This window comes from Flavobacterium sp. N2550 (assembly GCF_025947265.1).
Taxonomy (GTDB): Bacteria; Bacteroidota; Bacteroidia; order Flavobacteriales; family Flavobacteriaceae; genus Flavobacterium; species Flavobacterium endophyticum.
In genome coordinates, this window is the sequence record NZ_CP110007.1 from 3,203,189 (window position 1) to 3,229,003 (window position 25,815).

Annotated in this window: 20 protein-coding genes; 14 read left to right on the forward strand and 6 right to left on the reverse strand. The window is 41.0% G+C overall.

Annotation, left to right across the window (positions count from 1 at the left end; translation table 11 throughout):
• Positions 1-220: 220 nt before the first annotated feature.
• Positions 221-919: an SRPBCC family protein gene (locus OLM56_RS14115; protein WP_264527439.1), complete on the reverse strand. Its 699-nt coding sequence runs from the start codon at positions 917-919 to the stop codon at positions 221-223.
• 283 nt (positions 920-1,202) lie between these two features.
• On the opposite strand from OLM56_RS14115, the gene OLM56_RS14120 reads away from it, so the two are divergent.
• The 14 genes from OLM56_RS14120 (at position 1,203) to OLM56_RS14185 (ending at position 20,817) form a co-directional block, all read left to right on the forward strand.
• The gene (locus OLM56_RS14120; RefSeq protein WP_121374444.1) at positions 1,203-1,715 is read left to right on the forward strand and encodes a lipocalin family protein; all 513 of its coding nucleotides are present in this window, start codon (positions 1,203-1,205) and stop codon (positions 1,713-1,715) included.
• Positions 1,716-1,974: 259 nt separating this feature from the next.
• Positions 1,975-3,375, forward strand: coding sequence for an anthranilate synthase component I family protein (locus tag OLM56_RS14125; protein ID WP_264527440.1), 1,401 nt, complete (start codon positions 1,975-1,977; stop codon positions 3,373-3,375).
• An 11-nt stretch (positions 3,376-3,386) separates the two neighbouring features.
• Positions 3,387-3,953: an anthranilate synthase component II gene (locus tag OLM56_RS14130; RefSeq protein ID WP_264527441.1), complete on the forward strand. Its 567-nt coding sequence runs from the start codon at positions 3,387-3,389 to the stop codon at positions 3,951-3,953.
• A 39-nt stretch (positions 3,954-3,992) separates the two neighbouring features.
• On the forward strand, positions 3,993-4,985 hold the full coding sequence (trpD, locus tag OLM56_RS14135; protein ID WP_264527442.1) for an anthranilate phosphoribosyltransferase: 993 nt from the start codon (positions 3,993-3,995) through the stop codon (positions 4,983-4,985).
• A gap of 2 nt (positions 4,986-4,987) precedes the next feature.
• Positions 4,988-5,776 carry an indole-3-glycerol phosphate synthase TrpC gene (trpC, locus tag OLM56_RS14140; RefSeq protein WP_264527443.1) on the forward strand — a complete coding sequence of 263 codons (789 nt, stop codon included), beginning with the start codon at positions 4,988-4,990 and terminating at the stop codon, positions 5,774-5,776.
• Positions 5,773-6,426 carry a phosphoribosylanthranilate isomerase gene (locus tag OLM56_RS14145; RefSeq protein ID WP_264527444.1) on the forward strand — a complete coding sequence of 218 codons (654 nt, stop codon included), beginning with the start codon at positions 5,773-5,775 and terminating at the stop codon, positions 6,424-6,426. The genes trpC and OLM56_RS14145 overlap by 4 nt, the downstream gene beginning before the upstream one ends.
• Positions 6,410-7,597: a tryptophan synthase subunit beta gene (trpB, locus tag OLM56_RS14150; protein WP_264527445.1), complete on the forward strand. Its 1,188-nt coding sequence runs from the start codon at positions 6,410-6,412 to the stop codon at positions 7,595-7,597. Before OLM56_RS14145 ends, trpB begins: the two co-directional genes overlap by 17 nt.
• Before the next feature lie 3 nt (positions 7,598-7,600).
• Positions 7,601-8,362: a tryptophan synthase subunit alpha gene (trpA, locus tag OLM56_RS14155; protein WP_264527446.1), complete on the forward strand. Its 762-nt coding sequence runs from the start codon at positions 7,601-7,603 to the stop codon at positions 8,360-8,362.
• 136 nt (positions 8,363-8,498) lie between these two features.
• Entirely contained in the window at positions 8,499-9,152 is a 654-nt protein-coding gene (locus OLM56_RS14160) for a ferritin-like domain-containing protein (RefSeq protein ID WP_264527447.1), read from the forward strand.
• A 16-nt stretch (positions 9,153-9,168) separates the two neighbouring features.
• Positions 9,169-9,492 (forward strand): hypothetical protein, encoded by a 324-nt coding sequence (locus tag OLM56_RS14165; protein WP_264527448.1) that lies wholly within the window; start codon positions 9,169-9,171, stop codon positions 9,490-9,492.
• A 131-nt stretch (positions 9,493-9,623) separates the two neighbouring features.
• Positions 9,624-10,412 carry a Ku protein gene (locus OLM56_RS14170; RefSeq protein WP_264527449.1) on the forward strand — a complete coding sequence of 263 codons (789 nt, stop codon included), beginning with the start codon at positions 9,624-9,626 and terminating at the stop codon, positions 10,410-10,412.
• Positions 10,413-10,416: 4 nt separating this feature from the next.
• On the forward strand, positions 10,417-13,014 hold the full coding sequence (gene ligD / locus OLM56_RS14175) for a DNA ligase D (RefSeq protein WP_264527450.1): 2,598 nt from the start codon (positions 10,417-10,419) through the stop codon (positions 13,012-13,014).
• Between the two features lie 419 nt (positions 13,015-13,433).
• A complete protein-coding gene (locus OLM56_RS14180; protein WP_264527451.1) occupies positions 13,434-18,515 on the forward strand; it encodes a translocation/assembly module TamB domain-containing protein in 5,082 nt (1,693 codons plus the stop codon).
• The gene (locus OLM56_RS14185; RefSeq protein WP_121374455.1) at positions 18,508-20,817 is read left to right on the forward strand and encodes a BamA/TamA family outer membrane protein; all 2,310 of its coding nucleotides are present in this window, start codon (positions 18,508-18,510) and stop codon (positions 20,815-20,817) included. Before OLM56_RS14180 ends, OLM56_RS14185 begins: the two co-directional genes overlap by 8 nt.
• Positions 20,818-20,819: 2 nt before the next feature.
• Here the strand turns inward: OLM56_RS14185 and OLM56_RS14190 are convergent, their stop codons facing one another.
• The 5 genes from OLM56_RS14190 to OLM56_RS14210 form a co-directional block, all read right to left on the reverse strand.
• Positions 20,820-23,303: an AsmA-like C-terminal region-containing protein gene (locus OLM56_RS14190; protein ID WP_264527452.1), complete on the reverse strand. Its 2,484-nt coding sequence runs from the start codon at positions 23,301-23,303 to the stop codon at positions 20,820-20,822.
• Positions 23,304-23,433: 130 nt separating this feature from the next.
• Positions 23,434-23,940, reverse strand: coding sequence for a pyridoxamine 5'-phosphate oxidase family protein (locus tag OLM56_RS14195; RefSeq protein ID WP_264527453.1), 507 nt, complete (start codon positions 23,938-23,940; stop codon positions 23,434-23,436).
• 18 nt (positions 23,941-23,958) lie between these two features.
• A complete protein-coding gene (locus OLM56_RS14200) occupies positions 23,959-24,336 on the reverse strand; it encodes an STAS/SEC14 domain-containing protein (protein WP_264527454.1) in 378 nt (125 codons plus the stop codon).
• A 101-nt stretch (positions 24,337-24,437) separates the two neighbouring features.
• Positions 24,438-24,929 (reverse strand): GNAT family N-acetyltransferase, encoded by a 492-nt coding sequence (locus tag OLM56_RS14205; protein WP_182492152.1) that lies wholly within the window; start codon positions 24,927-24,929, stop codon positions 24,438-24,440.
• A gap of 9 nt (positions 24,930-24,938) precedes the next feature.
• Positions 24,939-25,631, reverse strand: coding sequence for a DUF421 domain-containing protein (locus OLM56_RS14210; RefSeq protein WP_264527455.1), 693 nt, complete (start codon positions 25,629-25,631; stop codon positions 24,939-24,941).
• Positions 25,632-25,815 lie beyond the last annotated feature (184 nt).

Sequence of the window (25,815 nt, forward strand, 5' to 3'; positions counted from 1 at the left end):
GATCTTTTTACAATTTTTATATAAAACTTAAGGATAATTATATAATCGATTTTAGGTTTTGCAATCGTAACTTTGGATTAATAAGAATTGGAAAATCTATTAAATAGCCGATAATAAAAATCATCTAAAATTTCAATTCAAGAACTCTTGATTTGTATTTATTTTTTGAGGTTTATTATTTGTTTTGGAATCCCCATCATTTTCATGATGGGGATTTTTATTAAAAGGATGCTGGAAGCAAGTCGCGAGGTTGCTGGTTCTCAATATAGTCTTTAAACCTTTTGATATCATTTTCTATCATATTTTCAAAAATAGGATTCAATACCTTGGCTGCCGTCTCTCCTATTTTTCCAAGCGGAACCTGATACGAAATCATGACTTGCATTTTTGTGCCTGATCTTCCATTATCATAGAATTGGACTTTCCCTATATTGTGGATAATAGAATCCGAAAACGAACGCCAGCTAATTTCCCTATTTTCTTCATCTTTAATAATCGCGGCTTTCCATGTAAGATGCCCTATATTTCCCGGAATCTTTACTTTCCATTCCGAAGTTTCTTCATCTAAGAGTACTACGCTTTCAAGATGCTCCATAAATAAAGGCAGGTTTTCCAAATCGCGCCAAAACGGATACACCTGAGAAACGGGCCTATCAATAGTCATCTGAATCTTGATGTTGATAATCGGAGTCTTTTCAACTTTTGCTTTAGTTTTTAAGGTATCATAGCCAGGACAGTATCCCGTGGCACCTCTAAAAATCATAAATCCTGCCAATAGAGCTCCAGGCATGCTTTTGGGTTTTTTCGCAATGGCATCGTAAAGTAAGACAGAACCTGACAAAACAGAAACAACTCTTTCGGTTGTTCCCATATTCGTTTCCAAATTAGATAAGTGAGAAAGTATTTCTTGTGGTTTCATTTTCAATAATTTATACTTCTTTACACATAAATTTAGAGCTAATAATTCAATTTATGTTTATTTCCAATCAGCATTTAACCAAGTTTTAACGTAGCATTTTCTTTAATCGCCCTACACTTCTGATTTTTAAAATTTTAGCGGTTAATTTCTTAAATAATTAACATTTATTAACATAAATTGAAAATTATATAAATTTTATTAGCAATAGTATAAATAATTAACAATACAAAATCATCAAATTTGTAAAAACTGTTACAATTAACCAATCTTAAAAACACATGTTATGAAAAAAGGAAAATTTTTAGCTCTAGCAATTTTAGCTATCAGCTTCGGAGCTTGTTCAGATGACGACACTTCAAACAATGATTCAGGAGCTATCGAAGGAGTCTATAACTTGACAGAGTTCAACACGGGGGCTGCAACCGACTTTGACGAAAATGGAACAGAATCCACAAATCAAATGGACGAAAGCAATTGCTATGATGGCAGAAAAATCGATTTTAACTCCGATAATACGTTTACGTATGAAATCGATTATATCTTGATTGACACGAATACTGGTGTAGCAATTTGTGCAGAAAATGATGTTACAGGAACATGGACAGTCGCAAACAATGTCATTACTATTACGTATGAACAAGAAGACGGTAGCGACGTAACCCTGAATTTTACGAGATCCAACAATGGCCGTACGTTGACACAAACGACAGTCTTGACAACCTATCCTGACAGGAATGCCGAGGGCGTGCCTTATAATAGAGCGGGTAGTGTTGAGCTGGTATTTTCCAAACAATAATATTCCAAAAAAAATTAGAACTGCTTCCATTACGGAAGCAGTTCTTTTTTAAATTTAAGCCAAATTATAGGCCGTATTAAAAAACATTTATACATTTGCCACAATAATCATTCACATGAACTGCATTTTAAACAATACTTGGTGGTGGAATAACTTACGTCGAACTTCGTGAGCGAATCCTGCTATCTGTATTTTTTAAATCCAAATATTTAAGGCTTGTCATCACGACAAGCCTTTTTTTATTCCCAAAACTGAACGTATGAAAATGTATAAATTACACTCAAAACACAAGCAAATCCTGGCTGACACCATAACGCCAGTAAGCGTTTATCTGAAAATAAGAGATAAATTTCCGAACAGCCTTTTATTAGAAAGCAGCGATTACCATGGCGGTGACAATAGCTTTTCATATATCTGCTGCAATCCTATTGCGGCTATAAAAATAGCAGGCAATAAGATTCTTAAGACGTATCCCGACGGAAGCTCTCACGAAATAGAAATCGAGAACACAACCGAAGTTGCTCAGGCAATCCAAGAATTTGCTTCACAGTTTGAAGAAGAAAAAAACAACTTCAAGTTCATCAATAGCGGCTTGTTTGGTTATATCGGATACGATGCCTTGCGTTATTTCGAAAAGATTACGATCAGTCCAAAGCCAGACAGTCAGGAAATCCCAGATATCTATTATGCTGTCTACCAAAACATCATCGCCATCAATCATTACAAAAATGAAGCTTATATCTTTTGCCACAGTCTGGACGGCAAAGACAATATTGCCGAAATCGAACAGCTGTTGTTGGCCAAGAATTTTGCTTCCTATTCTTTTTCCAAGCAAGGAAAATTCTCTTCAAACCTGACCGACAATGCGTTTAAGGAAAACGTAGCGTTGGCAAAAAAACATTGCCATCGCGGCGATGTATTTCAGCTAGTACTGTCACGATGCTTTACGCAAAATTTCAAAGGCGACGAATTTAATGTCTATAGAGCTTTGAGAAACATCAATCCTTCACCCTATCTCTTCTTTTTTGACTATGGCAATTTCAAAATCTTCGGCTCGTCCCCAGAAGCACAATTAATCGTCAAAAACCGCAAGGCCGAAATCCATCCCATTGCGGGAACTTTCAAAAGAACCGGAAATGATGAACAAGATGCCGTCCTAGCCAAAAAACTTTCAGAAGACAAAAAAGAAAACAGCGAACATGTCATGCTTGTCGATCTTGCCCGAAATGACTTGAGCCGAAATTGCCACAGCGTTCAAGTAGAAAAGTACAAGGAAGTACAATTCTTCTCCCACGTCATCCATCTCGTTTCAAAAGTAACTGGAATAGTAAAAGAAAAATCAAGCACCATGAGTTTGGTAGCCAGCACTTTTCCAGCCGGTACCTTAAGCGGCGCTCCAAAGCACAAAGCCCTCCAGCTTATTGAGAAAATTGAAAAAACGAACCGCGGATTTTACGGCGGAGCCATTGGATTTATGGATTTTAAAGGCAATTTTAACCATGCCATCATGATACGCACTTTCTTGAGCAAAGACCATCAGCTCCATTATCAAGCAGGAGCCGGAATCGTGGAAAGTTCCGACGAAGAAAGCGAAATGCAGGAAGTATATAACAAATTGGGAGCGCTGACCAAAGCATTGGATCTGGCCGAAAACATCTAAAAATCAAGGAAATGAAAATAGTTATCATCGACAATTACGACAGTTTTACCTATAACCTTGTCCATTATCTAGAAGAATTATCAGGAGAAGTAACCGTGCTCCGAAATGACGAATTCGAAATCGAAGAACTGCAAACTTTTGATAAAATCTTACTGTCTCCAGGCCCTGGAATTCCAGACGAAGCGGGTCTCCTAAAACAAGTTATCAGCCACTATTCCAAGACCAAAAGTATATTGGGAATCTGTCTCGGTCAGCAAGCCATTGGAGAAGTTTATGGCGGAAGCTTAATTAACTTAGATAAAGTTTTTCATGGCATTTCATCTAAAGTAAAAAATTCAGTAAAAGACGAAACGCTTTTTAATTCAATTCCAGAAGAATTTGAAGTCGGTCGCTACCATTCTTGGGTCGTTTCAGCAGAAAATTTTCCCGATGAATTAGAAATAACGTCTACTGATGAAAACGGACAAATCATGTCATTAAGGCATCGGAAATTCGATATAAAAGGCGTACAGTTTCATCCCGAAAGCGTCCTCACGCCTCATGGAAAAACAATCCTAAAAAATTGGCTCGACAGTTAAAAGCAACAATTAGTCCATGTCAATTTAAAAATAGAAACAATGAAAATCATACTCAACAGGCTCATAAGCCACGAAACCCTATCCAAAGAAGAAGCCAAATCTGTGCTGGTAGCCATTTCTTCGGGACACTATAATCCGAGCCAGATTTCGGCTTTCCTAACCGTATTTATGATGCGGAGCATTACCATAGACGAATTATCCGGTTTTAGAGAAGCGCTATTAGAACTCTGCATCCCGATTGATTTTTCCGATTATAATACGGTTGATTTATGCGGCACAGGCGGCGACGGAAAAGACACCTTCAACATCTCTACCCTAGCTTCTTTTGTAACGGCAGGTGCCGGAATTAAAGTCGCGAAACATGGAAATTATGGCGTTTCCTCGATTTCAGGTTCCAGTAACGTGATGGAAAATCTCGGCATAAAATTCAGCAATGATGCTGTTTTTTTAAGACGATGCCTCGAAGAAGCAAATATTTCCATCCTTCATGCCCCGCTCTTCCATCCCGCCATGAAAAATGTAGGCCCGATCCGCAGGGAGCTGGGTATCAAGACTTTTTTCAACATGCTAGGTCCTATGGTAAATCCGTCATTTCCGAGAAATCAGACCGTCGGCGTTTTTAGCTTAGAGTTGGCTCGGATGTATGCCTATTTATACCAAAATACCGACGTAAACTATACCATCTTGCATTCCCTTGAAGGCTACGACGAAATTTCGTTGACGGGCGATGCAAAAATCATCGGCAAGACTTCCGAAACCATTATCGGTCCCAAAAATTTCAGCCTGCACGCACTGAATCCTGACACTATAAAAGGAGGTGCTACTGTCGAAGCAGCAGCACAGCTGTTCCATGATATTATTTCCGGAAACGGAACAGAAGCCCAAAACCAAGTCGTCTGCGCCAATGCTGCTGTAGCAATCAGCACTGTAGAAAACAATTCGCTGGCGGAGGCCTATCACAAAGCCGAAGAGAGCCTCAAAAGCGGAAAAGCCTTAGAAAAATTAAAAAAACTGCAACACTTAAGCCGATAGCCATGACTATTTTAGACCAAATAATTGCCGACAAAAAGCGCGAAGTCGCCTTAAAGAAAAGCATCATTTCTATCCAACAATTAGAAAGTTCCGATCTATTTGGAAAGCATACGATCTCGCTGTCTGAACACATCAAGAAGTCCGCAGGAATCATTGCGGAGCATAAGCGTCGTTCTCCTTCAAAAGCTATAATAAATAATAGTTTTTCAGTAGAAGAAATCGTAAAAGAATATGAAAAAGGCGGTGCTTCTGGAATTTCGGTATTAACGGATGCCAAATATTTTGGCGGTTCGCTCGAAGACCTCCAATTGGCAAGAGCCGCTGTTTCGCTGCCTCTTTTGAGAAAAGAATTTATTGTCGATACCTATCAGATTGTAGAAGCCAAGTCGCACGGAGCCGATGCTATATTACTGATAGCAGCTGTATTGACCCGAGAAGAAATCAGGCAACTTTCGCAATTTGCCCAATCGCTCTCCCTAGAAGTCTTACTGGAAATTCACAACCATGAAGAACTGGAAAAAGCAATGATGGCCAGCCTTGACCTGATTGGCGTAAACAACAGAAACCTTAATAATTTCGAGACCAGCCTGACCAACAGCTTTGAATTAGCCGCTTCGATCCCGAATGATTTTGTCAAGATATCAGAAAGCGGTATCAATACTCCAGAAGACATCCAAAAGCTCAAGAAATATGGCTTTGAAGGATTCTTGGTCGGCGAAAGCTTTATGAAGAGCGACAATCCTGGTCTGGCACTTGAAAAGTTTATTAAAGAAATCAATTCCAACCTATGACAAAGCAAATACAGCTAAAAATCTGCGGCATGAAGTTTCCTGAAAACATTCAGGAAACGAGCCAGCTGGCACCTGATTTTATGGGTTTTATTTTCTATAAAAACTCGCCCCGCTATTTTGAATCCGAAATACCCAAAATCAATTCTGCCATAAAAAAGACAGGCGTCTTTGTCAATGCTTCATTTACTGAAATTAAAGAAAAAGCGCAAAAACACGGCCTCGATTTCATTCAGTTGCACGGCAATGAAACGCCTGAATTTTGCACCACAATAGAGCGCATCTCAGATGCTAAAGTAATCAAGGCATTTGCACTCGGCAATGATTTTGATTTTAGCATTTTAGAAAAGTACAAAGATTCCTGTTCCTATTTTTTATTTGACACCAAAGGACAGCATTTTGGAGGAAACGGAACCACTTTCGATTGGAACATCTTAGAAAATTACGCTTTAGAAAAAGACTATTTTTTGAGCGGCGGTATCGGCATAGAAGATACAGAAAAGCTATTCGAATTCTTCCAAAAAGACTATTTCAAAAAGTGTTTCGTGATAGATGTCAACAGCCGATTCGAAACCAGTCCCGGACTAAAAGATGTCGCCAAGCTAAAACAATTTATACAACAACTAAAAGAAAATCATGAACACAAATTATAACGCAGACGAAAAAGGATATTACGGCAGTTTCGGAGGCGCATTTATTCCCGAAATGCTCTACCCAAATGTAGAAGAGTTGCGCCGAAACTACCTCAAGATTTCCCAAGAACCCGAATTCAAAAAAGAATTTCACTCACTGCTCAAGCAATATGTGGGCCGTCCGACGCCTTTGTATTTGGCCAAAAGACTGTCCGAAAAATACAACGCAAAAATCTATCTCAAGAGAGAAGACCTCTGCCACACCGGAGCCCATAAAATCAACAATACCATCGGGCAGATATTGCTAGCAAAACGATTAGGAAAGCAACGCATTATTGCAGAAACCGGTGCCGGACAGCATGGAGTTGCGACAGCAACGGTCTGCGCCTTGATGGGACTGCAATGCATCGTTTATATGGGCGAAGTCGATATTGAACGCCAAGCTCCGAATATTGCCCGAATGAAAATGCTAGGAGCCGAAGTCCGTCCCGTAAGCTCTGGATCGAGAACCCTAAAAGATGCCACCAATGAAGCCATCAGGGACTGGATCAGCAATCCCGAAGCCACATTTTATATTATCGGTTCCGTGGTCGGTCCGCATCCTTATCCTGATATGGTGGCCCGTTTCCAGAGCATAATTTCCGAAGAAATGCAGTTGCAGCTGATGGAGCAAGAAAACCGTCAAAACCCCGACTATGTCGTAGCGTGCGTGGGTGGAGGAAGCAACGCCGCTGGTGCGTTTTATCACTTCTTAGAAAATGGAGACGTAAAGCTTATCGCCGCAGAAGCTGCCGGAAAAGGAATCGATTCAGGAGAAAGCGCCGCGACTTCGGCACTCGGAAAAATCGGCATCATTCACGGAAGCAAGACGCTTTTGATGCAGACAAAGGACGGACAAATCACAGAACCCTACTCTATTTCGGCAGGTTTGGATTACCCCGGAATCGGTCCGATGCATGCCCATCTGTTTGAAAGCAAGCGCGCCGAATTTCTTTCGATAACCGACGATCAAGCCATGCAAGCCGGTATAGAATTAGCACAATTAGAAGGCATAATTCCTGCGATTGAAAGCGCCCATGCCTTAGCCGTTTTGGAATGCAAAAAATTCCGTCCCGAAGATATCGTAATTATCAACCTTTCTGGCCGTGGCGACAAAGACCTCAATACCTATATCAACTATTTTAAGCTTTAGAACATGAAACGCATCCAAGATAAACTAAGAGAAGACAAAAAGCTGGTTTCTATCTATTTTACGGCTGGCTTCCCCAATTTAGATGACACAAAGGTCATTATCGAAAATTTAGAGAAATCAGGCGTTGACATGATTGAGATCGGCCTTCCGTTCAGCGATCCTTTAGCCGACGGACCGACGATACAAGCCAGCTCTACCAAAGCATTAAAAAACGGAATGACAACACAGCTGCTTTTCGAGCAATTACAAAACATTCGTGAAACCGTCAAGATTCCGGTGTTGATCATGGGCTATTTTAATCCGATACTGCAATTTGGCGTAGAAAACTTTTGCAAGAAATGCCAAGAAACAGGAATCGACGGATTGATTATCCCCGATCTTCCCTTAGAAGTCTACCTGTCCGACTACAAATCTATTTTTGAAAAATACCATCTCGCGCCTATTTTTCTTATCACGCCGCAGACTTCTGAAGATAGGATAAGACAAATTGATGAAGCTTCAGATGCCTTTATTTATATGGTCAGCAGTTCGAGCGTTACCGGAAGCAGGGCAGCATTTGACGAAAAGCAGCTGGCTTATTTTGAAAGGATTGCTTCTATGAAACTTAAGAATCCGCAGATTATAGGTTTTGGAATCAGCAACAGTACCACTTTTAAACAAGCTACACAATTCCAAAAAGGCGCTATACTAGGCAGTCATTTTGTAAACCATCTTGAAAAATACGGTTCTCACGGTGCAGAATCATTTACAAGTACCATTGTTTGACACCGTCCTAATAAATCATTTAAGAGCAACACCTTGCTATCTAACCAAACATATAAAAATTAAAATCAATTGTATAAGTAAAAATGCTTGTTCAAGTTGGAACTTTGAGAATAGATCAACTAAAAAATAAGCAATTATGAAAAATTCAAATTCTTCTGCCGCAAAAAATAGCAGCAAAACCACAGCAAAATCCAGCAATTCTAAAAACAGTCCAAGTGCCTCAAAATCGACAGCAAAAAGCCCGAGTTCCAGTGCAAAAACGGTGAAACCAAAAGCAAATGCTGCCGATGGATTAAGAGAATTGTTTATGGAACAACTTAAGGACATCTATTGGGCTGAAAAAGCACTCACAAAAGCACTTCCGAAAATGGCAAAAAACGCGACTTCCGAAAACCTAAAGGCTGCCATCGAAGACCATTTAGAAGTCACCAAAGAACAAGTTACCCGACTCGAGGAGGTTTTTGATACGCTCGGCAAAAAAGCCACAGCCAAAAAATGCGATGCCATGGAAGGCCTTATCAAAGAAGGCGAAGGCATTCTAGAAGAAACAGAACCTGGCGCTGTTCGCGATGCCGGAATCATAGCTGCTTCCCAAAAAATTGAACACTATGAAATTGCCAGCTACGGAACACTCTGTGCTTTTGCAAAAACGTTAGGCGAAGATGAAGCCGCACGACTTCTGGAAATCACACTTAACGAAGAAAAAGAAGCTGATGTTACCTTGACCGAAGCCGCCTACAACACGATTAACTTCGATGCGGCCGATGATATAGACGAAACTGAAGAATAACTAAAAAAATGATGCTATGAGAACACAATATAACGACCTGAACGAAGAGCTGCTCTGGGGACAGAACAGCCCAAGCCATCCTCTTAATGGAGAACAAATAAGAGGAAACGGCAAGCGAGAAATTGACAATCCTGATCTAAACAGAGATCGTAATAATACATTTGATCAAGACCGAAATTTCGATAATGACGATAAGGAAGAAGAAGACAATGATGATTTTCTAGACGATGGTTTTGATGACGATGACGATTCGCTGACGGATGATGAAGATGCTGACGATGATCCGCAGCAGACAAAACGCGACCAGAAGCGCACAGGATCGGATACTAATCCGGAATAATCTTAAATACAATTCAAAAACGGAGACCTTTAGCCTCCGTTTTTTATTACCCTGACACGTGAAAGGGATGTTAAAGCCCTATCATTTTTGGCCAAAAAACAATAAATTTAAGTAGTTGTAAATCAAATCATATGAAAGCAATTTGGAAAGGAGGCATCAGTTTTGGCCTGATCAATATACCCGTTCGCCTATACAGTGGCGCTGTCACGCATCGGATTGACCTGGATATGGTTCGTAAAAAAGACCATTGCGCCATCGAATTTGTCCGCGTCTGCAAAAAAGACGGAAAAGAAGTGCCTTGGGACGAAATTGCCAAAGGCTATAAAAAAGAAAATGGCGACTATGTGGTGCTCGACAAATCAGACTTTGCCAGAGCCATGCCCGAAAAGACACAAACCATAGATGTTTTTGAATTTGTGCTCGAAAAAGAAATTCCTGCCCAATACCTTGAAAAGCCCTATATCGTAGAACCTGCCAAAGAAGCCAAAAAGACCTATACCCTGCTTCGAGAGGCTCTAAAGAAATCGGGAAAGGCCGGCCTTGTAAAATTTGTGCTGCGAAACACCGAGCATCTCGGAATCCTTAAGGTCGAAGACAACGCCATCCTGCTCATACAAATTCGTTTTGATCAAGACCTACGCAGCCCATCCGAAGTAAAAATTCCAGACGACGTAAAAGTTGCCAAAAAAGAACTCGATATGGCGTTGAACATTATCGAACAGCTTACCGACAAATTCGAGCCCGAAAAATACAAAGACACCTACAAGGACGAATTGCTGAAAATCATCAGGAAAAAATCAAAAGAAAAAGGCAAGTCCGCAAAAAAAGAAGAACCGGCAGAAAAACCTAAAGCAAAAAAAGAGGCTACAGACGATCTACTGGCACAACTCAAAGCAAGTCTTGAAGCAATAAAAAACTAAGACCATGGCGCTCGAAAAATACAATCAGAAACGAGATTTCTCTAAAACCAAGGAACCCAAAGGAATCAAAAAAGCCTCCAAAGGCGAGCTTACTTTTGTCATTCAAAAGCACGCGGCTTCGCGATTGCACTATGACTTTCGACTAGAAATAGATGGCGTTTTGGTGAGCTGGGCCGTTCCAAAAGGACCTTCCGCCAATCCGTCAGACAAGCGCTTGGCCGTACAGACCGAAGACCACCCGATGGATTATTTTGATTTTGAAGGAACTATTCCCAAAGGAGAATATGGCGGCGGGACCGTGATGGTCTGGGACTACGGAACCTACCGCCCTGAAAACACAGAAACAGCCGTTGCCCAAGACAACAAGACGATGAAAAAACAGCTTGCAGAAGGCTCCATCAAAATCATCTTGAAAGGAAAAAAATTGTCTGGCGCTTGGCATTTGGTCGAAATGAAAGGCAAAGACAACCTGTGGCTGCTGATGAAGTCGAAAGACGAATTTGCGGGCGCTAAAATAAAATTCGATGAAAACTCTGCCGTTTCCGGATTAGATTTTAAAGGAATAGAAAAGAACGGAGCCATGTACAGTTCCGACAAAGGCAAAAAGCTTTCTAAAGCCGAAACCAAAAAAGAAAAAGAGAAAGAAGACAAAGAAGCCGAAAAAGAAAAGCCCAGGCAATCCCTAATCCGTAATGAACAAGCTTTTTCTGCCGAAGACCTACAAGAAGCCACTACGCTAAAAACCTTCCCAGACGACTGGCGTCCGCAGCTGGCGACGCTGGCCGATGAAGCTTTTGACAATGATGACTGGCTTTTCGAAAACAAATTTGACGGCTACCGTGCTTTTGCGCAAATCCAAAAGAATAAAGTAAAGCTTATTTCCCGAAATGGAATTTCTTTCAATACCAAATACGCGGATCTTGTCACGGTCTTAGAAAAAATAAATGATGACGTCATTTTAGACGGCGAAGTTGTCGTAGAAGACAATAAAGGAAAAAGCCATTTCCAGTGGCTGCAGCATTTTGACGAGCACCGAGAAAAAGGCACCCTAAAATTTTACGTCTTTGACATTCTATATTTTAACGGCTATGACCTGAGACAGCTTGAATTGCTACAGCGCAAAAAAATCCTGACAGCCATCCTTCCAAAATTAGACAACGTTATTTTTTCATCGCACACCATCGGGCAAGGAAAAGAAACCTTTGCCGCCATCGAAAAATTAGGAGGCGAAGGAGTCATTGCCAAAAAAATCACCTCAAGATACCACCAAGACCAGCGCACCAAAGACTGGCTCAAGATAAAAACCACCCAACAGCAAGAAATGGTCATCGGCGGGTTTACCGACCCGCAAGGAAGTCGAAACGGACTAGGCGCCCTGCTTTGCGGTTATTTCGACAAAGACGATTTTATATATTCCGGAAAAGTAGGAACCGGATTCGACGACAAGACCCTGAAAGAACTCCGCACCAAACTAGAGAAGCTCGAACGCAAGACAAGCCCCTTTAAGATACCGCCCAGATTGCAAGGCACCCATTGGGTCAGGCCCGAACTGGTTGCCCAATTAAAATTTACCGAATGGACCGACGCGGGCAGCATGCGCCATCCCGTATTCCTAGGCTTGCGGAAAGATAAAAAAGCAAGCGAGGTCGTAAAAGAAAGCAAGATAGCCGCAGAAAGTGCTGTCGAATCGAAAGACAAAACTACAAACAAAAAGGCAATGGAAAAGACAGACAGCAAGGCCGAATTTTCGAATCTCGACAAGATTTTCTGGCCCAAAGAAAAATATACCAAAGGCGATGTGATAGCCTATTATGATGCCGTTGCTGATTACATTCTTCCTTACCTGAAAGACCGTCCAGAATCGTTAAAACGCACGCCTAACGGAATCACAAAAGACGGCTTTTTCCAAAAAAACGTAGAAGGACAAGTTCCGGATTGGATCAAGACCAAAAAACTAAAATCAAAATCAACAGGCGAAACCATTACCTACCTGCTCTGCCAAGACAAAGACACGCTGCTCTTTTTAGCCAACTGGGGCTGTATCGAAATTAACCCTTGGAGCAGCCGCATCGGCACGCTGAACAATCCCGACTATATCATTTTTGACCTCGATCCGAACGAGGCAGGAATGGACAAGATTATCAAGACCGCTTTGACCTTAAAAGAAATTCTAGACTCCCTAAAAGTGCCCGCCTATATAAAAACATCAGGCGGAAAAGGACTGCACGTCTTTATTCCAGTACTGCCAAAATATACCTACAACCAGACACGCACCTTCTCGCATCTCGTCAGCCAGATGGTACTCAAAAAGCTACCCGATGTAGTCAGCCTCGAAAGAAGTCCGTCAAAAAGAAAAGGAAAAGTCTATCTAGATTTCCTGCAAAACGGAAAAGGAAAAACCATGGCAAGCATCTACTCGCTTCGCCCGAGAGACGGAGCCACTGTCAGCACCCCGCTAGAATGGGACGAAGTGAATGCCAAGCTAGACCTTGGCGCGTTTACCATCAAGACCGTCCCAAAGCGACTTGAAAAAAAAGGCGACTTGTGGAAAGACTTTTTTAAAGACAGCATCGATCTAAAATCCCTGCTAGATCAAATCTAGAAAGTAGAAAAAGCCTATTCCAAAGTAGAAACGAAAGGTGTATAGCCGGAATTCGCTTATCCTTAAAGAGAATGAGCTTATTTTCAAGTTGAAATCGCTTATGTTCCTCTTGAAAAGCAATATTTTAACGTTGAACATGCTTATTTTTACAGAGAAACTACTTATGTTCAAGTGGAAACGAGATATTTTAAAATTAAAAACAATCATTACAAAATTGAAATTATTTATGGTAAACTTGAAAAGGCATATTTCAAACTTAAATACGCTTGTAATAAAGTAAAACAAGTCTATTTCAAACTATAAATCGTTTAGATTACATTAAACAAAATTTGTTAGTTTTTTTCTGTCACTTTTAGCAAGTATTTAGCAAAAAACCATTTTTAAATTCCTATATTTAGTCTTATATAAAACCTGCACCATTGAATAAGTACGTAAAGAAAGGGCTTAAAATTACAGCTTGGACCCTAGGTTCCATACTAGGTTTGCTTTTATTGATTATAATTTTGATCCAGATTCCTTATTTCCAAAATCTTATCAAAGACAAGGCCGTGACGTATCTCGAAGGAAAAATCAAGACGCCTGTTTCTATCGGACACATCGAGATCGGCTTTCCCAAAACAGTAATTATAGAAGACGTTTATTTCGAAAGCCAGCAAGGTGACACGCTTCTGGCAGGAGAAAAATTAAAAGTAGACATCAGCCTTTTCAAATTGCTGAGCAACGAAGTCGAAGTCAATTCCGTTGACCTAGAGGGAATTACCACAACTATAAAAAGAGACAAAGACTCAATCTTTAATTTCGATTACATCATCAAGGCCTTTGCTTCCGAAGAACCCAAAGCAGAAGATTCAGAGCCGATGAAATTCTCCATACGAAAAATAAATCTCGACCGGATCAAAGTCCGTTTCGACGACAAGATTTCCAAAAACGACCTTACCGCCTATCTCAAGCATTTTGATACCAAGATTACCAAATTTGATTTGGACAAGATGGATTTCGAAGTTCCAAAAATCAATCTCGACGGATTCACGGTAATGCTGAAACAAGGCGAAATTGTTCAAGAAGTCGCCCAAAATACCGTTGAAGTAGCCGATGAAGCCGTCCGCAGTCCTGAACTTAATTTAAAATTAGGAGCAATCAACCTCGCCAACATCAACATCGGCTTCGACAACGCCGGTACAAAGCTGAATACAGGCCTAAACCTAAAAAAGCTAGTAGTAGAATTCAATTCAATCGACCTCAAGAAGCAATTTATCGACTTGAAAAACTTTGAAATCGACGGTATCAAGGGCGGACTCACGTTTGGAAAGCTTGACAAAAAGATAACCGTTCAAGCGCCCGATTCGCTCAAGGCTTCGGGACCAAAGTGGAAAGTAAAATTAGACCATACGTCCTTAAAAAACATTGCGTTCCGCTTTGATGATGAAAACGCGACAAGAGCCAAAAAAGGAATTGATTACAAACATCTGAACTTAGAAAACGTACAACTCCAAGGCGAGAAATTCTACTACAGTTCCGATACCATTTCGGGAAACATCCAAGCCTTCACGATGAACGACCAAAGCGGCGTAGCCATCGAGTCGTTCCGTACCGATTTTTTCTACGGTTCAAAAAGAGTCTCCCTCAAAAAGCTCTATCTAAAAACACCGCAGACTTTAGTCAAAGACGAAATCAATATTACCTATGACAATCTTGCTACAATTGCTGATAACCTTGGCGATCTCGGCATCAAGGCCTCATTAGAAGACAGCAGAATCGGGTTCAAGGACATCCTGCTTTTTGTGCCGAATCTAGAAAACACCAATCCATTCAAGAGCAATCCAGAAGCCATACTCTACATCAACAGCGAAGTATCCGGAAAAGTCAGCGACCTTGTCATTCCCAACCTCGAAATCAGTGGCATAGGCACGACAGTCATTGCGGCCAGCGGCAGGATTACCGGACTGCCTGATGCCAAAAAAGCATATTTTGACTTAAAAATCAGAGAATTCAAGACTTCTTCAAAAGACATCAATACCTTTGTTCCCGAAGGAACCCTTCCGGCAACGATCCAGCTTCCAGCACAGCTGTCATTGAACGGCTTTTTCAAAGGAGCGGTCAATAATTTCAATACCGACCTGAACCTTGCCAGCAGTTTCGGAAAGGCAAAAGTAAAAGCCTCTTTTGATCAGAGACGAAAAAATCACGAAAAATACCAAGCCGATGCCACGATCGACAATTTCGATATCGGTAAGCTACTTAAGAATGATTCTCTAGGAAAAGTAAGCCTGAAGGCAAAAGTAAAAGGAACGGGCTTGGATCCAAAAACAGCGAATGCCACAATTGACGGTACTTTAATCAAGGCCGAATTCAACCGCTATGCCTATCGCGATCTAAAATTAAAAGGCGCCATCCAAAACGGCAACTTTAATGCCACAGCCGGAATGAATGATGCCAACCTCACCTTTGCCTTAAAAGCCGAAGGAAATTTCAAAGACAAATACCCGTCTGTAAAACTAAAACTGAATACCGACATTGCCGATTTAGAAAAGCTGAACCTCCATGCCGGACCTATGAAGATTCGAGGCGATGTCTATGCCGATATCCCGAGCTCAAATCCAGAATTCTTAAACGGTACCATCAGCATCCACAATATCTTGATTGCCGACGCTAAAGAAACCTATGCCTTAGATTCGATAAAAGTAGAAGCCATTTCAACGGCTGCGAGCGACACCATCAGGCTGAAATCACAGTTCGTAGATGCACAACTTGCAGGAAAATTTCAGATCGACCAAGCGCCGACAGCATTGGCCAACTCTATTGCAAAATACTACGATACCAATCCTAAAGCTCCTAAAAAAGCAACCAAGCCGCAACAGTTTGACCTAAAGATTGGCGTTAAAGACGATCCTATTTTAGTAAAATTAATACCGCAGCTCACCAGCGTGTCGCCTATTGAAATTACCGGAAGATACAATAGCGAAGGCGACAGCATTACCGTAAACGGAAAAATTCCGAAAATAATCTACGGAACCAATACCATCACCAACGGCCAGCTCGATATCGAGACCGATGAAAACGCGCTGATTTACAGCTTGGTTATTGACGATATCAAAAATTCGCAAATCAACCTGCCATACACCAGCATTTCTGGAGAAATACGAGACAACAAGATCAACTATACCTTGCTAGTAAGAAATAAAAAAGACGAAGACCACTATCTTGTGGCCGGAAGCCTAAAATCTACCGACGGAACCATGCAGGTTTCTCTAGAACCCGACGGACTGATCTTAAACTACGAGCCTTGGGACATTGACAGAGAAAATATCATCCAGTTTGGAGACAAAGGCATCTACGCTTCTAATTTTGAATTAAGCAACGAAGGAAGCTCCATAAAAATCCAGTCGCAATCCGAAGCGCCGAACGCGCCGCTAGATGTCGATTTTAAAGACTTTAAGATCGAGACCATCACGAGTGCCATACAAAAAGACACTTTGCTGGCCGGAGGAAGAATCAACGGGAATGTGCTGGTGAAAAACCTTTCTAAAACAGCAACGTTTACAGCCGATATGACTATTGAAGATTTCAGCTTTAAAAAAGATACCATCGGCAATATCAGCGTGAAAGTCAACAACGAGACAGCCAATGTATTAGATGCCCAAGTTGCCATTACGGGCGGCGACGGCAACCAAGTAAATCTGGACGGAACCTACAGAACGGACAACAGTACTTTTGACATGACGCTGGATATCGAAAAGCTCAACATGAAAAGCATCCAAGGCTTTACGATGGGCAACTTGGCCGAAAGCACAGGATTCCTGTCTGGCGATTTCAAGATTACCGGAAGTACCAAACAGCCGAGCGTGATTGGAGAACTGCAGTTCAACGAAGTCGGATTCAAGGTAAAACAGCTTGCTTCTAAATTTAAGTCGATAAACGATAAAATTACGTTCACCAGTTCAGGAATCAACTTTGATGATTTTTCAATATCTGATTCAGAAGACAACCTGCTTGTAGTGGATGGACGCGTGCTAACGACCAATTATACCGACTATGGGTTTGATCTTACAGTCAATGCCGACAACTTCAAGGCACTAAACTCTAAAGAAAAAGACAACGACCTTTACTATGGCGATTTGTTCATTGATACTAAACTGAGCGTAAAAGGCGACCTGAACAAGCCTGTCGTTGACGGAACGATCAAGATCAACAAAGACACAGACCTGACCATCGTCCTTCCGCAATCCGACCCTTCTATTGCGGATCGTGAAGGCATCGTAGAATTTATCGACCAAGATGCCGTGCAGATCGACAAGCGATTTACCGCACAGACAGACGCCATAACCCAGACACAATTTAAGGGAATGGACGTTTCGGTAAACATAGAAATCGTAAAAGAAGCCGAACTGACAATGATTATCGACAAAGGAAACGGCGACTACCTGAACCTAAAAGGAGAAGCGCAACTGACCGGAGGAATCGATGAATCAGGAAAAACGACGCTTACAGGAAGGTATGAATTTAGCGAAGGAGCTTATGAAATGACGTTCAACCTCCTTAAGAGAAAATTTGACATCAAGGCGGGCAGTTATATCCTTTGGACCGGAGAGCCTACTTCTGCCGATATCAACATTACTGCCGTATATGAAATAGAAACTGCGCCTATTGATTTATTAGATGCCCAGTTGAGCAACGCCTCGCCTGCTGTCCGAAACACCTATAAACAACGTATTCCGTTCCAGACATTATTAAAAATGAACGGCGAGCTGTTGAAGCCCGAGATTAGTTTTGACATCGTATTGCCGGATGGCAATTACAACGTTGCGACAGAAATCATTTCCTCTTCCAAAACAAAACTGGCACAGCTGCGCCAAGAGCCTGGAGAATTAAACAAGCAGGTATTTGCCTTGCTGTTATTGGGTCGTTTTATTGGCGAAAACCCTTTTGCCAGCGAAGCCGGAGGAACTAATGCAGGAGCTATTGCACGACAAAGCGTGAGCAAGATCCTTTCCCAACAGCTAAACAATCTTGCCAGAGATCTGGTACAAGGCGTAGAACTTGATTTTGACCTAGAATCCAGAGAAGATTACACCACCGGCACTCGAGAAGACCGTACCGATCTTAATGTAGGATTATCAAAACGATTGCTTAATGACCGCCTTAAAGTGACCGTAGGAAGCAGTTTCGGTATCGAAGGGCCGCAACAATCCAATGAAGAAACGACCAATATTGCAGGCGATATTTCGGCCGATTACCAATTGACAAAAGACGGCAGGTATATGGTTCGCGCCTACCGAAAAAACCAATACCAAGTCGCCTTGCAAGGACAAGTTGTTGAAACCGGAGTTGCCTTTATCATCACGATGGATTACAACAAATTCCGTGAGCTTTTCCACAGGACCGAAGAAGAAAAGAAAATGATCCGCGAAACCAGAAAACGCGAAAAAGAACTAAGAGAAAAACAAAAAGAGAAAGAAAAATTAGCCGAAGAAAAAGAAGAAAAAGAAATTGACAATGACTAATACTGTAAAATATACGCTCTTTTTTGCCCTACTTTTTTTGTATGGCTGCAGCAACTTGAAATACCTTCCAGAAGGCGATGCTTTGTATGTAGGCGGAAAAGTAAAAGTAGAAGACACCCTCCTATCCCGAAAAGAAAGAAAAAATCTTGAAAAAGAACTCGAGCCTTTATTGCGTCCGCTGCCTAACAAGACTTTTTTGGGACTGCGCCCGAAATTATATTTTTACAATATTGCTGGAGAGCCTAAAAAAGACAAAGGATTCCGCTATTGGCTTCGCAATAAGGTCGGAGAGCCGCCGGTGTTGTTCAGCAAGGTTGATTTAGAATACAACGAAAGCATTCTTCAAAATTATGCTGAAAATAATGGGTATTTCAAAGTAAGAACCGAGTCCGATTCGACCGGAAGAAGCCGTAACCGAAAAGTAACTGCAGAGTATATCGTCCGTCCGGGGAAACAGTACAAGATAAAAAGCGTTACGTTTCCTTCCGACTCTTCCGAACTGTCAAAAAATATCGCCCGACTCCAACGCAGGAGCCGCTTAAAAGTCGGCAATGCCTATAGTCTAGAGGTCATCAAGGAAGAAAGAGAGCGTATCGACACCCGACTCAAAGAAAAAGGCTATTATTTCTTCAATCCCGATTTTATCTTAGTGCAGGTTGACAGTACCGTTGGCAAGCAAGAAGTCGACCTGATTGTCAAGGTAAAAAAAGAGACTCCAGAACGTGCTAAAAAAGTCTATACGATCAACGAAACCTATATTTATCCAAACTATTCGATAACAACAGACAGTATCAGCAATGACAAGTCTTTTGCTGAAAAATATAAAGACCTTACCATAATCGACACCGTCAAGACCTTCAATCCTCGAATCTATGACAGGACATTGTATTTCAAAAAAGGCGATGTGTATAACCGTACAGACCATAATCTTTCCCTGAACCGCTTGGTCAATCTGGGAACTTTTAAGTTTGTAAAAAACGAATTCCGCGTTTCCGATTCTGTCGAAAATGCGCTGGATGCTTATTACTACCTGACGCCGCTTCCAAAAAAGTCCATCCGAGTAGAAGTGTTAGGAAAGACAAACTCTGCCAATTATACCGGAACTGAACTAAATGTCAACTGGCTGAACAGAAATACGTTTAAAGGCGCCGAATTGCTTACAATTACAGGCTTTGGCGGTATGGAAGTGCAAGTTTCTGGGCAAAACAAAGGCTATAATGTGTTCCGCTTTGGAGGCGAGGCAAGTATTGTCTGGCCGCGTTTTATTGCTCCGTTCCAGCTAAAATCCGGTAGCGGCTTCGTGCCTAAAACCAGAGCCTTAATCGGTTACGAACATCAAGAAAGACAGCGTCTTTATACCCTGAATACTTTTAAAGGTTCTTTTGGCTATTTATGGAAAGAAAATGCCCGAAAAGAACATCAATTAAACCTGACGGAAATCACCTATGTAAGTTCCGGAAATGTTTCCGCCGAATACCAAGCACAGATTGACGGAACCGATGAAACACCGGGAAATCCGTCATTGCAGCGCGTCATCGACAAGCAGCTGATTTTTGGTCCGACCTATTCCTATACGTATACGAACACGATGCGCAGAAGAAGGACGAATACTTTTTACTACAAAGGAAGCATCGATCTTTCTGCCACAGCAACCGGATTGATTATGGGCGGCGATGCAGACAATCCAAAGCAAATTTTAGGAGTGCCTTTTAGCCAGTTCGTAAAATTAGAAAACGAATTCCGCCATTATTTAAAACTCGGAAAAGATTCGCAATTGGCCAGCCGAATTATCGTAGGCGTGGGAATTCCGTACGGAAACTCCAAAGAATTGCCTTTTATCAAACAATTTTTTATCGGAGGAACTAATAGTATCAGAGCTTTCAGGGCACGTTCGATTGGACCTGGTACTTACAATCCGAATGTAGAAGAAAGTTCTTTCCTGCCGGACCAATCAGGAGATTTAAAACTGGAATTCAATACCGAATACCGCGCCAAGCTATTTAGCATCGTGCATGGTGCTGTTTTTGTCGATGCCGGAAATATATGGCTGATGAATGACAACGAAAATAAGGCCGGAGCGCGATTCTCAAGCAAATTCTTAGACGAGCTTGCAGTAGGTACTGGTGCGGGTCTGCGATTCGATTTGTCGTTTTTAGTACTGCGATTGGACTTGGCTTTCCCTTTGCGCAAGCCTTATCTGCCGGAAGGTGAACGCTGGGTCTTGGATAAAGTGCAATTTGGAAGTCCAGACTGGAGAAAAGAAAACTTAGTATTTAACTTGGCGATTGGCTATCCTTTCTAGAATTAATTTACCTCCTCATTTCGCTTTTTCTTGCTGACGAGCCTGATTTTAATTTTTCCGTCATCGCCATCAGAAGCTAAAAGATGCAGTACGATACCCCTATTTCTTCGTTCTTCCAGCTGTTCTTTGTCGGTGATGTCTTTGTCGTTTTTAGGATTCCGAAGCGGCACATCGAGTGCTATGTTCGTGCCTTTCCCAAAAGAATAGACTCCCGCAATATCCATATTCAATACGCTGGAATTGATCTGCATTGGCTCGATGGTTATCTTTTCGCCTTTGATATCAAAGCCGCCTTTCAGATTGCTGAACGTGATATTGTCCAAGTCCCGAAAAGGAAATGCAAATTTTCCGGCACTTTTGATTGGCTCAAAACCAATCAAGGCACCTTTTCTAAGCGTAAAGCCGACCGTTCCGTTCATAGAATTCGTTACCAAATTGCCATCGTTTGTGATATTTCCAGAAATAGAAGAATTAGCTGTAAGATAGCCTTTCAGGTTTTTCGATGTCAGAGACTGCATGTCAAAATCATTAAACGCATAGAAGAATTTTTCAATGGCAACATTAGCCACATTTGCCTTCATCGAAAAATGATTCTTTGCTTTCCCCTGCTCTATCGAACCGTTAAGGGTTACTTGTCCGCCGGCATGATTGACTACCGCATTCTGTATCGTAATTCCTGATTCCGACAGCAGAATAGCCGCCTTTGCGTTGGTAGCCGTAAATTTTTTATAATAAAACTTATCAACTTGAACCGTTAAAGCGACGTTGCTTTTCTCAAAAAGAAAATTCAGTTTATCATTTACATTACTCTTTTGGGTTTTCACTGCAGGTTGTCTTGTTTTACGGCTTCCTAAAAACCCAAGAAATTCGCCCATATACAATTGCGGACTGGTCACTTTCCAGTTGAGCACCAGCTTTTCGGGTTCCGTGTAATAAAGATTCAGGAAGTTTTTGATACTGCCTTCCATATTCACGATGCTTCTACCGCTTTGCAGCCTGATATTGCTGATAAACAAATCTTTTTCTGTAAAATTCAAGGCGACGTTGGTGTTTTTGAAGGACAGATTTCTCGGCACATAACGTATGTCCCCTTCTTCAATCTTGACCAATCCAGAAACAAATGGCTTGGTAATTTCAAAATCAACAATATCAGCTTTGAAGTGAAATTCTACATCAGCATTGCCTTTGGAAAACACCAGCAGCTCCTTGTCAACGGCATTGCCCAACTTCTCCAACGGAAATTGGGACTTAAAGACGCCCGAGGCAATCGGCTTACTAAAATCATTGATTATCGCAGAGTCCATCACAAAAGGAATTTCTTTATACTCGCCTTTGAAATCCATCAGTTTTACAACAGAATTCGGGTCGTCAAATCCTTTGCCCTTGACAAATTCATTCGTGAAAACTCCATCAAAACTGCACTTATCGATAATCCCGTCAGGAATGTGGAGTCGGTTGTTTTTAATCGCCGCTTTTACTAAAAACAACGGATCGCCAGCCGCGTTCAAATCGCCTACGATATCGCAGGTCACATCGATCGGCTTTTCCAAATCGAAGCGGTTGAGCTGTCGGCTGATATTGTTTGAAAGTAAATTAGAAGCGTTTTTCCAAAGAATTTTGTCGGCTTTGATACGCAGTGAAAAATCAGAATTAGATTTGCCGATGTTGAATTTTCCGCCAATGCTGAAGGTATCGTCGCCTATTTCTAAATCGTTGGGCTCAAAGACAATGGTTTCGGCTTTTTCATTATACGCGATATCAAGTTTTCCGTTAAGCTTTTTGTCTTTGATAAAACTGCCGTGCTGGGTATTAAAAGCAAGGCTTTGTGCCGAAGCCTCTAGTTTTATAGCCGCTTCCCATCCCTCAGAATCATAATCAAGCCTGCCTTTGAGATCATCAATCGAGAAATTGAAAAGCTTTTTGCCCTTGAGATTGTTTGAAATAAAGGTTACATTGTGCAATTCAAACGCTTTTATTTCGGCAAAAGAACTGCTTTCGCCAGAAGCTTCATTTTCTTGTTTCGACTTGAAAATTGCCGAATTGCTATAGCCGTTTTCTGCAACGAACAAATGAATCGTCGCATCGCTGATGTCGATCTTTTTAATTTCTAGCGTTCCGCGGAGAAAAGCCAGCACATTGATTGAAATATTAAAGTCTTCGGCTTGCAGCAGCGTATTTTTGTGGGAAGCCCAGAGGCTGTCTTTTAAAACGGCGTTTTTTATTCTTAAGGAAACACGGGGAAATCCTTGCAAGAAAGTAGGTTCCATGCTTTCGGCCGTAAATTTCCCATTGATATTTTCATTGATCTTTTGGGTGATGGAAGCTAAGATTTCTTTTTTATGCGTATTGACATAAAAAGCAAGTCCCATATAAGCAAGGATCGTAAAGAGAAAGACTCCTGACATTATTTTAAGCGAAAGCCTTGCCCAACCAGGCAGGCCGCGTAATTTTTGGAGAAATTTAGAGTTCGTAGTTTTTTCTTGCATAGACTGTCATTAGTGTTGGCGGGCAAACAATACCTAAATTTACAATAAAACGTTGAAGATGAGCCTAAATATATTAAAAATAAAAAGCTTCCCGATTGGAAGCTTTTTATTCTTGCTGTCTGGATTGTGCTTAGACAGAAAGTTTTCCTTCTATGCTGTCATCTAATGGCTTTCCTAGTAGGGCTCCTACTGCGGTTTTTAGCATTGCGACCATCTTACCGCTTTTAGTATCCCAATAATAGACATAGTCTGGCTGTATGCGGATTACGGTAACATTCGGATCATCCTTTCCTTTAGAAAACCATGCTTTTGCAATCGGGTTCCATTTGTCTTCGATCGTGGATTTGTCTTTATAGATAAAAGCTTTTCCATAGATATTCAGGTATTCCGAGCTTGAATTTTTTGCAAAAAGCAATTGCACGTTTTCGTCTTGTTTTATCTCGAAGTTCTTATTGCTGTCGGCACCGCTAAGGAACCAAATATTCCCTCCTTCGTCGACTTCCTGAACGCTCATCGGGCGTGTCGAAAATGGACTGTGCGATAAATCGGTACAAAACATGCAGACTCGTATGTCTTCGGCCAGCTTTTTCAGTTTTGAAATCGCGTCTTCGTTACTTAGGTTTTTAAAATCTCCCATAATATTTAATTTAGTTGGTTATTCTTCTACGTCAATTTTTTCTGAAGTCCATTCGATAGCACGCTCCAAATCGTTTTTATGAAAAACTTTGAATTCACCTGGCATAATCTTGCTAAAAAAATAAGTGAATTTGTCAACCGTTTCCGAATCGGAAATAATGGCGGCCCGATTCCATTTGGTTATATTTTTGATTCCAAGCAAAGCATCCTGTATCCAGGCTCCGAAAGTAAAATCGGCTGGAGAATTTTCTAAGTAAAGTAAATAATTAAGCTTACCTGTCTTTTGGACAAGCTCCGAAACCTTTGTATTTACAAGCTTAAAATCGTCTTGGGTGACTTCGCCGCTAGAACGAAAACCGACCATATTGTCAGGCAAATTGTGAATCTGTTCTATCATAACATTGAGTATTTTGGTTGGTTCATACTCAAATTTACGCCTTATAAAATGGGCACTATGTTATTGATATCATAATGTTTGCACAATAAAACCCTAAATAGCTATAGCTTTTTTTCCATGATGTAGTCTTCCATCAAATAGCTATTCCCAATATCAATATCCTCTTCCCCTATTTTTTCGAATCCAAGCTTTACATAAAACTGGAAGGCATTGTTATGACGGTTTACGTTTAAAGAAAGAGCAGTATTTTGATTGGTTGTGGCTTTATCGGCTATGAAATCAATAAGCTTCTTTCCTATTCCTTTGCCCTGGGTTTCGGGCAGGATGTATATCTTATGAATTTTAGTCTTGGGTTCTTCGTTATAATTCAACTCATAAGAAGCAAATCCTAATGGAATTCCGTCTTCTTCTGCCAAAATAAAATGATGCTTTTTTGCAGTGGCTTGGCTTTCCAGCGCACTGATATCATACATCATGGCAAACATATAGTCGATTTGTTCGGAAGAAAGAATAGGACCGTAAGTTATTGGCCAAGTTTTTCCAGCAATATCCCTTATTGCTTGGTAGTTAGTGGTATTCGTTATAGAAATCATTTTTAATATTTATGCTTTACGTAAGGTATTGATGGCTTCAACCCATTCAGTTTTTTGGCAGATTTGGCAGCTGGCTTTTCCTGCTTTTACTTTTTGCGTATGGGCACAGAACGTGCAGGAAAACAGACCGTCTTTGGGTATGGCCACATTCTTTTGGTTGAATAACTGCGGCAAGATAGGCAATCCGTATTTTACATCCTTATCATCATAGAAAAAAACGCTGACTTCACCGGAAGTCTCAAGATAGGCATTTTTCACTTGTCCGAGATGCTCTATAGAACGCAGACGTAATTCCGAAAAGAACTCGTCTTGTGCCAAGCCTTCTCTTTCAAAGCTGGAAATGGAGAATTTTCCCTCTTCGATTAGGCACTCCGTTTTTCCTTCAACCAGATTTTCAAACCATTGGAATTTCCCAATCAGCATGGTTACAAAACGATACATCGAAATAATGACAATAAAAACGGTGATAGCCGGAATGAGCCCAACATCTTCATAAAACATAGGATCTCCTGCGGCTGAGCCTAGAGCGATAATGATGACGGTTTCAAAAATAGAAAGCTGCTTAACGCCTCTTTTTCCGGTAAAGCGCAAAGTAATCAGCAGGACGATGAACATTACGACAGACCTGAAAACTACTTCGAAAAGAAATTCAAGCGGATGGTTGTTAATGAGGACTCTTTCCCATTCAAAAATATCGTGCATTTTAGAGTGTTTATTTTTTATTGAATTTACTAATTAAAACATAGCTATAGTGAAGATTTAAGAGAAATTTAATATTGTTTTAGAATAACAAAATTGAATTATATCGTAACTTTATAATCCGAATTATATTTGGATGTTGCTTTTTACTTTATTCCATAGCGAAAACAAGTTGCAACTATAATAA